General features: G+C 61.7%; 16 protein-coding genes. All 16 read right to left on the bottom strand.

All coding sequences use genetic code 11. The features are described 5' to 3' along the window. Positions 1-34: 34 nt before the first annotated feature. The 16 genes from EFD55_RS11800 to urtB all read right to left on the bottom strand — a co-directional run bounded on the left by EFD55_RS11800 (position 35) and on the right by urtB (position 12,916). Positions 35-706, bottom strand: a complete 672-nt coding sequence (locus tag EFD55_RS11800) for an urease accessory protein UreF (protein ID WP_125845226.1) — start codon at positions 704-706, stop codon at positions 35-37. Positions 707-712: 6 nt separating this feature from the next. After that, entirely contained in the window at positions 713-1,339 is a 627-nt protein-coding gene (ureE, locus tag EFD55_RS11795; RefSeq protein WP_125845225.1) for an urease accessory protein UreE, read from the bottom strand. Positions 1,340-1,426: 87 nt separating this feature from the next. After that, positions 1,427-2,290, bottom strand: coding sequence for a GGDEF domain-containing protein (locus tag EFD55_RS11790; RefSeq protein ID WP_125845224.1), 864 nt, complete (start codon positions 2,288-2,290; stop codon positions 1,427-1,429). 330 nt (positions 2,291-2,620) lie between these two features. Further along, on the bottom strand, positions 2,621-3,292 hold the full coding sequence (locus EFD55_RS11785; protein WP_125845363.1) for a TIGR02117 family protein: 672 nt from the start codon (positions 3,290-3,292) through the stop codon (positions 2,621-2,623). An 11-nt stretch (positions 3,293-3,303) separates the two neighbouring features. Further along, positions 3,304-5,016, bottom strand: a complete 1,713-nt coding sequence (gene ureC / locus EFD55_RS11780; protein WP_125845223.1) for an urease subunit alpha — start codon at positions 5,014-5,016, stop codon at positions 3,304-3,306. A 3-nt stretch (positions 5,017-5,019) separates the two neighbouring features. Further along, positions 5,020-5,643 carry a Urease operon accessory protein gene (locus tag EFD55_RS11775; protein ID WP_125845362.1) on the bottom strand — a complete coding sequence of 208 codons (624 nt, stop codon included), beginning with the start codon at positions 5,641-5,643 and terminating at the stop codon, positions 5,020-5,022. 16 nt (positions 5,644-5,659) lie between these two features. After that, complete coding sequence (locus EFD55_RS11770) at positions 5,660-6,067, bottom strand: lysozyme inhibitor LprI family protein (protein WP_125845222.1); 408 nt, start codon at positions 6,065-6,067, stop codon at positions 5,660-5,662. A 17-nt stretch (positions 6,068-6,084) separates the two neighbouring features. Continuing rightward, positions 6,085-6,390 carry an urease subunit beta gene (locus EFD55_RS11765; protein WP_003542314.1) on the bottom strand — a complete coding sequence of 102 codons (306 nt, stop codon included), beginning with the start codon at positions 6,388-6,390 and terminating at the stop codon, positions 6,085-6,087. A 10-nt stretch (positions 6,391-6,400) separates the two neighbouring features. Then, positions 6,401-6,652, bottom strand: a complete 252-nt coding sequence (locus tag EFD55_RS11760; RefSeq protein ID WP_125845221.1) for a DUF1272 domain-containing protein — start codon at positions 6,650-6,652, stop codon at positions 6,401-6,403. 9 nt (positions 6,653-6,661) lie between these two features. Continuing rightward, on the bottom strand, positions 6,662-6,964 hold the full coding sequence (locus tag EFD55_RS11755) for an urease subunit gamma (RefSeq protein WP_125845220.1): 303 nt from the start codon (positions 6,962-6,964) through the stop codon (positions 6,662-6,664). A 111-nt stretch (positions 6,965-7,075) separates the two neighbouring features. Then, on the bottom strand, positions 7,076-7,897 hold the full coding sequence (locus EFD55_RS11750) for an urease accessory protein UreD (RefSeq protein ID WP_125845361.1): 822 nt from the start codon (positions 7,895-7,897) through the stop codon (positions 7,076-7,078). 151 nt (positions 7,898-8,048) lie between these two features. Further along, on the bottom strand, positions 8,049-8,744 hold the full coding sequence (urtE, locus tag EFD55_RS11745) for an urea ABC transporter ATP-binding subunit UrtE (RefSeq protein WP_125845219.1): 696 nt from the start codon (positions 8,742-8,744) through the stop codon (positions 8,049-8,051). An 18-nt stretch (positions 8,745-8,762) separates the two neighbouring features. Then, positions 8,763-9,281, bottom strand: a complete 519-nt coding sequence (locus tag EFD55_RS11740) for a hypothetical protein (protein ID WP_125845218.1) — start codon at positions 9,279-9,281, stop codon at positions 8,763-8,765. A gap of 76 nt (positions 9,282-9,357) precedes the next feature. Beyond that, complete coding sequence (gene urtD / locus EFD55_RS11735; protein WP_020397630.1) at positions 9,358-10,113, bottom strand: urea ABC transporter ATP-binding protein UrtD; 756 nt, start codon at positions 10,111-10,113, stop codon at positions 9,358-9,360. Between the two features lie 5 nt (positions 10,114-10,118). Further along, positions 10,119-11,282, bottom strand: a complete 1,164-nt coding sequence (gene urtC / locus EFD55_RS11730; RefSeq protein ID WP_125845217.1) for an urea ABC transporter permease subunit UrtC — start codon at positions 11,280-11,282, stop codon at positions 10,119-10,121. Beyond that, complete coding sequence (gene urtB, locus EFD55_RS11725) at positions 11,279-12,916, bottom strand: urea ABC transporter permease subunit UrtB (protein ID WP_125845216.1); 1,638 nt, start codon at positions 12,914-12,916, stop codon at positions 11,279-11,281. Before urtB ends, urtC begins: the two co-directional genes overlap by 4 nt. Positions 12,917-13,017 lie beyond the last annotated feature (101 nt).

Genomic DNA, 13,017 nt, shown 5'->3' with positions numbered 1-13,017 from the left:
CAAATGACGCAGCCTCGGCGGAAATTTTGGACCGTTATGAGCGGAATAGCCGCGTCGCCTGGGTTTCGTGGCGCAGGCTTGCTATATCGGCCTGCACCGTCGCCGAACCCAGATCGTCGAGCGTCGAGGCGGCCGCGTGCCGCGCGATCTCCGCAATGCGCTCTTCGAGATCGGCGAGGACCGCAACCCCATCCTTCTGCCCGGCGACGCCGAGACGGATGCCCGCCGAAACCGCCTGTGAGGCATAGGCATGCAGGAAGGCGGCGAGCGCCTTCTCGGGCGCGATGCCATGCGCGCCCGTCACCGCCCCAACCGCAACGGGATAGGCAGCCTTCTGAGGCAACCTTTCGAACACGCCGTCCGGCCAGGCTTGCGCGGCCGAGAGGAAGGCGTCACCGAGCAGCATCGTTTCCTGATGGCGTTCACGCGATCCGGCAAGCGCCTCGGCGAGTGCGGCGATTTCGGCAAGGTACGCGGCGTCTGCATGGCGCCTGTGGCTTTCGGCCATCAGCACGGCATCGTTCCAGGCCGAACCATGGCCGATCAGCGTCCCGATCCAGGCCGCAAGCAAGGCCGCATCGGTGACCAGCCCATCGGCAACTGCTCGCTCCAGCCCGCCCGAATAGGCAAAGCCGCCGATCGGAAAGGCCGGCGAGAGCCATGCCGTCAGGCGCAGCAATGCCTGTAGCTCGCGATCCCCGGTCATCACGCTTCAATCGTGCTTGTGGCCGTGATGCCCGTGACCATGGTCGTGGTCATGATCACGATCATGGTCATCATGATCATGGTCGCAGCTGTGATCATGTTTGTGGTCATGGTCATGCGCGTGATCGTGGTGATCGTGCCCGTGGGCATGGCTATGTCCATGATCATGTGCGGCATGCCCATGATCATGCGAATGCCCGCCGTGGGAATGATAGGCTCCCCGCGCCGGCTGGAAGGGCTCGTCGATCTCCAGCACCGAGGCCCCCAGCCCCTGCAGCATGGCGCGGATGACATGATCGCGCAGGATGACGATACGGTCTTCTTCGATCTGGGCGGCCAGATGACGGTTGCCGAGATGCCAGGCAAGCTCGACCAGATGCACGCGGTCACGTCCGCGAATTTCGAAGAGCTTCTCGTCGGCCGCAAGAATCTCGATCAACTCGCCGTCCTCGCGCACCAGCAGGTCGCCATTGGCGAAAAGCACCGGATCCTTGAGATCGAGCATGACCATCTCGCCGTTTTCCAGATGCAGGAGCTTGCGGCGAAGATGGCGCAGATCATGCGGCAGCTTGACCTGGGCGGTCGGATGGGAAGAAGGAGTGCCGGCGGGAAGATATGAGGTGACGCGCTGCATGATATGTCCGTTTTGATGAGACGACGACCATGCAAAATAGCCTTTCCCGATGCAAGCACCAATGATCTTTCGCTTGCGTCTCAGCTTTTATATTCCGTAGGCCTGCATCACGTTGTCGCTGCCCGTGCCCCTGCTCTCGGTACCGAAGCCGTTTTCGGCAAGCCCGTGCCAGGCATGCTGCAGACCTTCCCGCTCGTGCACGACGCGATTGCGCCCGAGCGCCTTGGCGAGATAGAGCGCTCGGTCGGCCGAGGCATAGACCTGCTGTTTGCTGCGCCCGGCAACGAGATCGGCGACGCCCCCGGAAATGGTGATGGCGATATTCTGTCCTTCCACCGTAATCGGCCTGCCGGCGATGCGCGCCCGTACGGCGTGGATCCGCTCCAGCCGCGCCTCCAGCGGTTCGCCGGAAACGATGACGCCGAATTCCTCGCCGCCGAGCCGCGCGACGACGGACAATTCATCGAAGGCCGACGTCAGCACGGCCGAGACCGCCATGATGACCGCATCACCGCAGGCATGGCCGAAGCGATCGTTGATCGCCTTGAAGCGATCGACGTCGAAAATGACCAGGGAGGCGTTGTCCTCGGTGGTTTCAAGCGCCTCCGTGAAAGCGCGCCGGTTCAACAGGCCGGAGAGCGTGTCCGTGCGACTGAGCTTTTCGAACTCCGCCCGCGACAGCGTCAGCTCGTGCATGGTGAACCCCGCGGCCAGCGACAGCATGCCGGAAACCGTCCCGCCGACGAGCCAGGAAAAAATCGCGGCGAAGCCGATCGCATGCGGCAGCGTCATCGGCAATAGCCCGAAAAAACCGAGCGGCGGTATCGTCAGCGCGATGATGACGCCGGAGAGAATGACCGCGAGAAAGCTCATCTTCAGCGCGAAGACGTAGACGTTCCTGCGGTATTGAAAGTTGCCCAAATCGGCCTGCAGCGACATCCAGTTTCTCATGAGAATCAACCTTCCTGCCCGGCGTTACAAGGCATTGATAAGAGCCCAATTGCTGCGGGTGTCTTAATCGACTCGTTAAGATTCGAACAGTTTCGGACGATTCGGTAGGCAGGTTTTTTCTAGCAGGGGATGCAGATGTCCAATCCCTGAATCGGACAGTGCAAGGGGACAGTTAGACAATTGAAATAAAAGCGCTTTTTTGCGCTGTGCTGCAGGGCTGTTCCAGAATGGTTTAACTGGGGAAAATAATGGTTTTTCCCCTGATTTTTACAACCGAATGGAGAGTGCCATTCACAATTTAGTTTAAGAGCGGAATGGCCGTCTGTTGCTTCAATTGTAGACACCGACAGATAATCGCAATGATTGTGGAAACGGGTTCCATAAGCCGGTCCGAAGCCCGGCCGAGCGCAAGGCGGCGGCAGTCCAGGTGTTGCAGCCGAAGAGAGCGTTGAAGTATCCCTTGGCTTCGAAGAACCGGTCGATCTCGCCGTAACCCGCATCGGGGATCGGTATGATCTCGCCTTCGTCGCGGACGAAGCTGTCCACCATGAAGTGACGCAGCCGCTCCAGTTGATCGTCGCTGATATCGAATGCCGTGACAGCCGGTTGCGGCTCGGCGATATGACCGGCGAGGTCCACATGCAGCACCGAACGGTCGATCGTCAGCGCCCGCAGCACGGGCATCGGCTTCAGCTCTGCCCAGGTTGGGGTTTCCAAATAGAAGGCGCGGCCACCCCAGCCGACAACGAGCCATTCCGCATTCGGATGGCCGAGCGGAAAACCGGTATCGTCCAGAAAGGAAAATGCCGCCCGCGTCTCCTCATCGAGCGGGATTGCGATATCGGTATGAATCGGCCCCGACAGCAGGAATATCCGATGCGTCGCCTCCGTGGACGACGCCTTGACAGGAGCAATCAGCGGCCGCGGAATGAAGGTTCCGCCCGCAGCCAGAGCCACGAGCAGGACCATGATCCGCAGTAGCCAGCGCATGCCGGTCCGCACGGAATGGCCGGCTAGAACAGGAAATAGCGCTGCGCCATCGGCAGCACCGTCGCCGGCTCGCATGTCAACAATTCGCCGTTCGCCCTGACTTCATAGGTCTCCGGATCGACCTCGATCTCGGGTGTCAGGTCGTTGTGGATCATCGATGCCTTGGAGATGCCGCCGCGCGTATTTTTCACCGCCACGAGTTCCTTGGCAACGCCGAGCCTGCCCTTCAGGCCGGCATCGAGCGAGGCCTGGCTGACGAAGGTGACGGAGGAATTGGTGAGGCTCTTGCCGTATGAGGCAAACATCGGCCGGTAGTGCACCGGCTGCGGCGTCGGGATCGAGGCGTTCGGATCGCCCATGGGGGCTGCCGCGATCGAGCCGCCGAGCAGCACCATATCAGGCTTCACGCCGAAAAAGGCTGGGTTCCACAGCACGAGGTCGGCGCGCTTGCCGACTTCGACCGAGCCGATCTCATGGCTGAGACCATGGGCGATCGCCGGATTGATCGTGTATTTGGCGATATAGCGGCGAACACGGAAATTGTCGTTGTCGCCCTTTTCCTCCTTCAGCCGGCCGCGCTGGCGCTTCATCTTGTCGGCCGTCTGCCAGGTGCGGATCGCCACCTCGCCGACGCGACCCATGGCCTGGCTGTCAGAGGAGATGATCGAGAAGGCGCCGATATCGTGCAGAATGTCTTCGGCGGCAATCGTCTCCTTGCGGATACGGCTTTCGGCAAAGGCGATATCTTCCGGGATCGACGGGGACAGGTGATGGCAGACCATCAGCATGTCGAGATGCTCGGCGATCGTATTGACCGTGTAGGGCCGGGTCGGATTGGTCGACGACGGGATGACGTTCGGTTGGCCGCAGATCTTGATGATATCAGGCGCATGCCCGCCACCCGCGCCTTCCGTGTGGAAGGCATGGATGGTGCGACCCTTGATGGCGCCGATCGTATCTTCGACGAAGCCGCTTTCGTTCAGCGTATCCGTGTGGATCATCACCTGCACGTCGTATTCGTCGGCAACCGAGAGGCAGCAGTCGATGGCGCCCGGCGTCGTGCCCCAGTCCTCATGCAGCTTCAGCGAGGTGGCGCCGGCCAGCACCATTTCCTGCAACGCGCCCGGCAGCGAGGCATTGCCCTTGCCGGCAAAGGCAAGATTCATCGGGAAGGCGTCGGCGGCCTCGATCATGCGCGCAAGATGCCAGGGACCGGGTGTGCAGGTGGTGGCGAGCGTGCCATGCGCCGGCCCTGTGCCGCCGCCCAGCATGCAGGTCATGCCTGACATCAGCGCTTCCTCGATCTGCTGCGGCGCAATGAAATGGATATGGCTGTCCATGCCGCCAGCGGTCACGATCTTGCCTTCGGCGGCAATCGCCTCCGTGCCCGGGCCGACGATGATATTGACACCGGGCTGCATGTCGGGATTGCCCGCCTTGCCGATCGCAACGATGCGCCCGCTCTTGAGCCCGATGTCGGCCTTGTAGATGCCGGAATGATCGACAATGACGGCATTGGTAATGACCGTATCGACCGCGCCGTCCGCCCGCGTCACCTGGCTCTGGCCCATGCCGTCACGGATCACCTTGCCGCCGCCGAATTTCACCTCCTCGCCATAGGTGGTGAAATCCTTCTCGATCTCGATGAAAAGCTCCGTATCGGCAAGGCGCACCTTGTCGCCGGTGGTCGGTCCGAACATGCCGGCATAGGCGGCGCGCGAGATCTTGTAGGGCATCCATCAGGCTCCGTAGGAGGAAGAAACAATCATTTTTCCGTCGAGCCGCGTGATGCGGCCGGCGGCAACATAAGTATCAACAAGCTGCCTTTCGGCGGCGAACGGGTGCCATTCCCAGCCTGCGTGACCGAAGCCGGCCAGCACTACCTCGGCGTCGGCAAATTTATTCAGCATCTCGGCGATGACGATCATGCCGCTGCTCGGCACGACGTAAGGTGCGGGATCATAGGCCGAAAGCTCCGCATCGACGACCTCGTGAACCACCTTGTCGATGACGAGGTGCGTCTTACCTGTCTCGGCGCAAAAGGCGCTGAACGCGTCCGTATAATCGTCGCAGAAATCGTCGAGTTCGGGATGCGAGACGGCAAGGGGCGCCCGCAGTGCCCCGAATTTTTCCGGGTCGCGCACGCTCCAGATCTCGGAGGCCGAGACGACGCCGGGATGGGTACGCCACTGCTCCGAGCCGAGCATCGCCTTCGCCGGCCGGCCGGTATTGCAGACAGCAACGGCATCGGTGCGGCCACCGCTGGCGCCATAGGAGCGGCAATCGTTGAAGCGGATGACGAAATCGGCAGCGTCGATGACGCCAGCCGCTCCTTCCCCGATCTCACCATTGCCGACGATCATGATTTTGCTGACCACCTCAGTTGCTCATCGAATGTTCGAGCTCTTTCAGCTCTTTCGTGCGTTTGTCCGTGATATCGGCGAGACACCCGGCGACCAGCATGGGCTCCATCGTGCCACCTCGCGCCTGGAAGCCGGCGGCATCGCATTCGGCATCACGATAATCGATCCAGGCGCGCTGCGCCTTGACCAGCGCCTGCTCCGCGCCCTTCATGTCGCCATCCAGATCCTTGTCGATCGCCACCATCGCGGCGCGCGTTTTCTTATATTGCACGTTCAACGCCTTGTCGGCTGCATCGTGACGCGCCGCCTCGCAGGAGGTCATGTCCGATTGCGTCTGGGGGTTCTTGCAGTCGATATCCTGGGCAGAAGCCGCGCCTGACATCAGCAACATCGCGGCCCCGGCGAGGCAGATATTCAAACGCATGCATCCCTCCCGCTTGTTTAGAGCTTACCCATCACCAGCTGACGGAAACCATAGACCTCGCGCTTGCCGGAAAGCGGGATCAGCGTCACCGAGCGCGTCTGCCCCGGCTCGAAGCGCACAGCCGTTCCCGCCGGAATATCGAGCCGCTTGCCGTGAGCCGCCGCGCGGTCGAAGGAAAGCCCGGCATTGGTTTCGGCGAAATGGTAGTGGCTGCCGACCTGCACCGGCCGGTCGCCGGTATTGGAAACCTCCAGCGTCACCGTCGGCGCGCCGGCATTGAGTTCGATGTCGCCGCTTGCGGCAATGATCTCGCCCGGAATCATCTCATTCTCCCTAAGCCGCCTTGGGCGCGCAGCCCTCGGCCTTCAGCACACGCTTCGTCGACGCCGGATTTTTGGCGAGCATCGCGACCGGCCGAACGGGCCTGGCAACGAGATTGCCGCCGCAGTTCGGGCAGACACCCTTCAGCACATTGTCCACGCAATCGGCGCAGAAGGTGCATTCATAGGTGCAGATCCGCGCGTCCGCGCTCTCCGGCGGCAGATCTTTGTCGCAGCATTCGCAATTTGGCCTGAGCTCCAGCATTCTAAGTCCTCACCTGATCGGTTCGTGCACGGTCACGAGCTTGGTGCCGTCTGGGAAGGTTGCCTCCACCTGCACGTCGTGAATCATTTCGGCAACGCCTTCCATGACCTGGTCGCGGCCGATCACATGGGCGCCGGCCTCCATCAGCTCGGCGACCGGGCGTCCGTCGCGGGCGCCTTCGACGACGAAATCGCTGATCAGCGCGATCGCTTCGGGGTAGTTCAGCTTGACGCCGCGCTCCAGCCGCCGGCGCGCCACGATCGCCGCCATTGAAATCAACAGCTTGTCTTTTTCTCTCGGAGTGAGGTTCATCGCTTGCCCATCTGCTGCATGCCTAGAACAGGATGATCCTGTTCTACATTAAAGAGTTAGAGCATGATGTCGCCCGAAAACCGCTCACACTTTTCGGCATCATGCTCAGGTTTATAGATTCCAGACTTTCGGCACAGGCGCGCCGTTGCGCAAGGCGGAAATGACCGGGATCAGGATTTTTCTGAGCGAGAAGCCGTCAGGCGCGGCAAGGCGCACGATGAGCTTGTCGCTCCAGGCGCTCGCTCCGCCCATCGGCCCTTCGACGAGCGGCCGCACCTTGCCGAGATAGGCCTCCGCCAGCGGCCCCGCATAGAGCAGCGTCGCAAAGGCCACCTGCCCGCCGAGCACGGCCTGGCGCGCGGCAAGGGCCGCCACGCCATCGGAAAGCCTGAGTTCCTCGGCATGGATCAGACGGCCGGACCGGCGGATACGCCAGCGGTCGCGGAAAAGCCCCGTCTCCATCATCTCGCCCATCGCCTTGCGCCCGAGCAGCACGGCTTCGACGGCCAGAAATTCGGCTTTCTCGTCAAGATCGACATCCAGCCGGCGAGACAGCGATGCGCGGTCGAAAAGGATCGTCTCCTGCGGCAGCCAGTCGACGCGGGCACCCGCGCCGACCTCGATCGTGGTCGAAACCTCCGCCGTGCCGGCCGAAGCCTTGTAGATCTTCTCGCAGGCCTGGGTGGTGACGTCGATCCGCGTACCGGCGCCGGCAACGACGCTCCAGGCCATGCGGTCACCGCCTGTCAAACCACCAGCGGTATTGATGATCACGGCTTCCATCGAAGCATCGAAGGTATCGGGCAGGCGGATCTTTGCCGCGCCCTCCTGATAGAGTTCGCGGATACGCGTGCGGCCATCGAACAGCTTTGCCGCCAGATGCCCACGTCCTTCCGCTCTTTGCGGTCTCGTGCTCGCCGCCGCAATCGTCATATCGTCCTCTTCGGCCACGCCACCGGTTTTCATTCAATCGCGCGGATGACGGAAAGCAAGCAATTCCCATGCCGTCCGGGTAAACCTTTGGCAGCGGCGGAAGGTTTTGTCAGACGCCGCACCCTCTGCCGCAAAAAGCGGCATCTGCCGATCAGACGGTCAGATGACGGCGCGCTTCCGGCGTATCCAGCGTTTCGGCAAGCCCTTCATGCACGATCTCGCCGCGGTCCATGATGTAGACGTAGTCGGCAAGCTCACGGCAGAAATCGAGATACTGTTCGACGAGCAGGATCGCCATGCCTGTGGAATCACGGAGATAACGGATCGCCCGGCCGATATCCTTGATGATCGACGGCTGGATGCCTTCTGTGGGCTCATCAAGTACGAGGATCTTCGGCCTTGTCACCATGGCGCGTCCGATCGCCAATTGCTGCTGCTGCCCGCCGGAAAGATCGCCGCCGCGACGCGACAACATCGACTTCAGCACCGGGAAAAGACTGAAGATATCGTCCGGAATGTTGCGGTCACGGCGGCCAAGGGGCGCAAAGCCGGTCTCGAGATTTTCCTTGACGGTCAGCAGCGGGAAGATTTCGCGGCCCTGCGGCACATAGCCGATGCCCTGCTTGGCGCGGGCAAAGGGCGGCAGGCCGTTGAGCCTGGCATCGTTGAAGGTGACGGTGCCGGCCGAAAGCGGATGCTGGCCGGTCACGGCGCGCAGAAGCGAACTCTTGCCGACGCCGTTACGGCCCAGCACGCAGGTGATCTTGCCCATCTCGGCCTTGACCGAGATGCCGCGCAGCGCCTGGGCGGCGCCGTAGTGGAGGTTTGCGTTTTCGACTGTCAGCATCCGTTCACCCATTCCCCATCAATTCATCAACGTGCGCCTCAGCATCTGCAGGGCGTATTCCTGTTCCTTCGTTCTCTCGCCACCGGCCTCGGCCACTTCCTCGGCAATGCCGATCAGTTGCTGACGCTCGTGCATGCCGAGAGCCTTTATCCAGAGATCCCGGAACCGGCGGATCGGATCTTCGGGACTGGTGACGTTTTTTGACGCCCACTCCCCGAAAAGCAGCACTTCATCCATGTCGCCCGGCCGGATGATGCCCTTCATGCGGTTGCGGACGACATTCTTCGCAGCGTCCAGATACATCGGTTTTTCCTTGGCAAGGCAGAAGAAGAAGGCCACCGCTGCTATCGCCGGATCGGCGATCGAGGCCAGCGGCGCTACCTCGGCCTGCTTGCGAAACTTTTTGCGCTTATAAGCGCCCCGCATCCGCTCGACGGAATCGATGATCTCGTTTCCCACCTCACGCACCATTTTAAAACGCCAATACCAGATGACCGCGCCGCTGAGCGCCGCTACCAGAATACCGAGAAAAGCCATGATGAAACCCCACAATGAAACCCGCTCGTTTTAGAGCGTCTTCTTTTGTCAGGTTCAAGCCTGGAAGTTGCATCCCTCACCGCCCCAAATAGTTCTCGATCACCTTCGGATCGGAGCTGACGAAATCGATCGATCCTTCCGCCAGCACCGAGCCTTCCGCGAGGCACGTGACCTTGACGCCGAGGTCGCGGATGAAGCCCATGTCGTGCTCGACGACGACGACCGACCGGGTCTTAGCGATATCCTTGAGCAGGATCGCCGTCTCCGCCGTTTCGGCATCCGTCATGCCGGCCACCGGTTCGTCGACCAGCAGCAGCTTCGGCTCCTGCGCCAGCAACATGCCGATCTCCAGCCACTGTTTCTGCCCATGCGAGAGATTGGCGGCGAATTCGTCGCGCCGGTGCGTCAGCCGCACCGTTTCGAGGATCTCCTCAATGCGCGCCTTGTCCTCACCGGAGAGCCGATAGAACAGGGTGGAGAACACGCCGCGGCGGCGGTTCAGCGCCAGTTCCAGATTGTCCCAGACCGTATGGCTTTCGAAGACCGTCGGTTTCTGGAACTTGCGGCCGATGCCGAGCTGGGCGATATCGGCCTCGTCCTTCTTGGTCAGGTCGATCGTGCCGTTGAAGAAGACTTCGCCTTCATCGGGCCGGGTCTTGCCGGTGATGATGTCCATCATCGTTGTCTTGCCGGCGCCGTTCGGGCCGATGATGGCGCGGAGTTCGCCGGGCTCGATGACGATCGAGAGCGAATTCAGCGCCTTGAAGCCATCAAAGGAAACCGAGACGCCGTTGAGATAGAGCACGCTGTTGGGTTTGACGTCGGGAATCATGGCGCTCACTCCGCTGCCTGGATTTTCGGCTCGAGATCGTCTTCCTGCGCCGCGGGCGGGGCAGCATTGGAGACGGCTTTCCGTTTGCCGAGATATTGCGCGATCGTGCCGACGACGCCCTTCGGCAGGAACAGCGTGACGGCAACAAAGAGGCCGCCCAGCGCAAACAACCAGATCTCCGGGAAGAGGCCGGTGAAGATCGTCTTGCCGCCGTTGACGAGGATCGCACCGATGATCGGCCCGATCAGCGTCGCCCGTCCGCCGACCGCCGTCCAGATGACGACTTCGATCGAGTTGGCCGGTGCGAATTCGCCGGGATTGATGATGCCGACCTGCGGCACGTAGAGCGCGCCGGCAATGCCCGCCATCATCGCCGAGACGACGAAGGTGAAGAGCTTGAAATGCTCGACGCGGTAGCCGAGGAAGCGCGTGCGGCTCTCCGCATCGCGCACGCCGACCAGCACCTTGCCGAATTTCGAGCGCACGATCGCCGAGGCGATCACCAGCGACAGCGCCAGGAAGACTGCGGTCGCGGCAAAGAGGCTTGCGCGCGTGCCGTCCGCCTGGATGTTGAAGCCGAGGATGTCCTTGAAATCGGTCATGCCGTTATTGCCGCCGAACCCCATGTCGTTGCGGAAGAAGGCAAGCAGCAGCGCATAAGTCATCGCCTGGGTGATGATCGAGAGGTAGACGCCATTGACGCGCGAGCGGAAGGCGAACCAGCCGAAGACGAAGGCAAGCAGGCCCGGCACGAAGAGCACCATCAGCGCAGCGAACCAGAAATGGTCGAAGCCGTACCAGAACCAGGGAAGTTCCTTCCAGTTCAGGAACACCATGAAGTCAGGAAGGATCGGATCGCCATAGACGCCGCGCGAGCCGATCTGGCGCATCAGGTACATGCCCATCGCATAACCGCCGAGCGCGAAGAAGGCGCCATGGCCGAGCGAGAGGATGCCACAGAAGCCCCAGACGAGATCGAGCGCCAGCGCCAGCAGCGCGTAGGTCAGATACTTGCCGAACAGCGCCATGATATAGGTCGGGATGTGCAGCGGATGGGCCGGGCCGGTTGCGAGATTCAGCACCGGCACGAGAATGGCGATCGCCAGCAAGAGGGCGACGGCGATGGAGATCCTGCGATCGAGCGACCGGAGAAGGAAGGCCGTTATCATGCTTCCACCGCCCTTCCTTTGAGTGCGAAGAGCCCGCGCGGACGCTTCTGGATGAAGAGAATGATGAGGACGAGCACCAGGATCTTGCCGAGCACGGCGCCGGCGAAGGGCTCGAGGAACTTGTTGACGACGCCAAGTGAGAGTGCGCCGACCAGCGTGCCCCAGAGATTGCCGACACCGCCGAAGACGACGACCATGAAGCTGTCGATGATGTAGGATTGGCCGAGGTTTGGCGAGACGTTGTCAATCTGGCTGAGCGCCACGCCGGCGATGCCGGCAATGCCGGAGCCGAGCGCGAAGGTGAAGGCATCGACCCAGCCGGTGCGGATGCCCATCGACGACGCCATGCGGCGATTCTGCGTAACGGCACGCATCTGCAGGCCGAAGGCGGAGCGCTTGAGCAGCATCAGCAGCGTCAGGAACACGACCATCGAGAAGACGATGATCCACAGCCGGTTCCAGGTGATGGCGAGCCCGCCGAGATCGAAGACGCCGGACATCCAGGTCGGATTGCGGACCTCGCGGTTGGTCGGGCCGAAGATGCTGCGCACTGCCTGCTGCAGGATCAGCGACACGCCCCAGGTGGCGAGCAGCGTTTCGAGCGGCCGGCCGTAGAGATAGCGGATGACCGCGCGCTCGATCACCAGACCGACGAAGCCCGTAAAGACGAAGGCCGCAGGCACGGCAAAGGCCAGCGAATAGTCGGCAAGTTCCGGAAAGGCTGAGGTTATGTATTCCTGCACCACATAGGTCGTATAGGCGCCGATCATCACCATTTCGCCATGCGCCATGTTGATGACGCCCATGACGCCGAAGGTGATGGCAAGGCCGATCGCGGCAAGCAGCAGTACCGAGCCGAGAGACAATCCGTACCAGATGTTCTGGACGATATCCCACAACGCCAGACTGCGATTGATGGAGCTGATATCCGCCTGGATCGCCGGTTTCAGGTCTTCTGGCGCGGTTTCGAGTGTGGTCGTGAGGATGGTCAGCGCATCGCGATTGCCGCGCGCCGCAATCGTATCGATCGCAGCCTTCTTGTCTTCGACGCTCGCATCCGTCTTGAGCAGCAGCACAGCGCGCGCCGCTTCCATCGTATTCTTGATCTCAGCGTCCTTCTCGGCCGCAAGCGCCGAGTTCAGCAGGTCGAGATTGGCGGGATCAGCATCTTTCAGCAGACCCTGCGCCGCGGCAAGCCGCGCGGAACGGTCCGGGCTCATCAGTGTCAGCTGGCTGGTGGCGGCGCTGATGACGCCGCGAAGCGCGTTGTTGATCTTGACCTTCGTCATCAGATCCGGATCGACATCGGCAGCGGCTTCGCCGGTGATCGGGTCTGAATAGGTCGGCTCGTCATCGGTACCGCCCTGGAGGAGAACCGGGCCGCCATCGGAATTGACGTAGAGAAGGCCGTCGCTCAACTGCTGCAGGATCTGGCTGACATGCTGGTCCTTGGAAGCGACCAGCGCTTTGATGGCCGCTTCGCGTTCCGGAAAGTCGCCGGCGCCGAGCGCGTCGATGAGCACGTGGATATCGTCCTGGGCCTGGACTTCGCTCGAGATTGTCAGGCCCGAAAACGTCAGACCCGGAAATGTCAGGAAAACCGTGATGAGGAAAATCTTTACGGCGCGATACATCGGCTTTCTCGCCCTTGATAGTGTTGGCCTCGCGGCGCGATCGCTGGGACAGAGCGTCCGCCCGGGATCAAACCCGGACGGAAGCCTTCAGGCAATCATCG

This window comes from Rhizobium pisi, from assembly GCF_003938655.1.
GTDB classification, from domain to species: Bacteria; Pseudomonadota; Alphaproteobacteria; order Rhizobiales; family Rhizobiaceae; genus Rhizobium; species Rhizobium pisi.
Note: the sequence above shows the minus strand (reverse complement) of the source record. Positions and strands in the feature narration are given on the sequence as shown.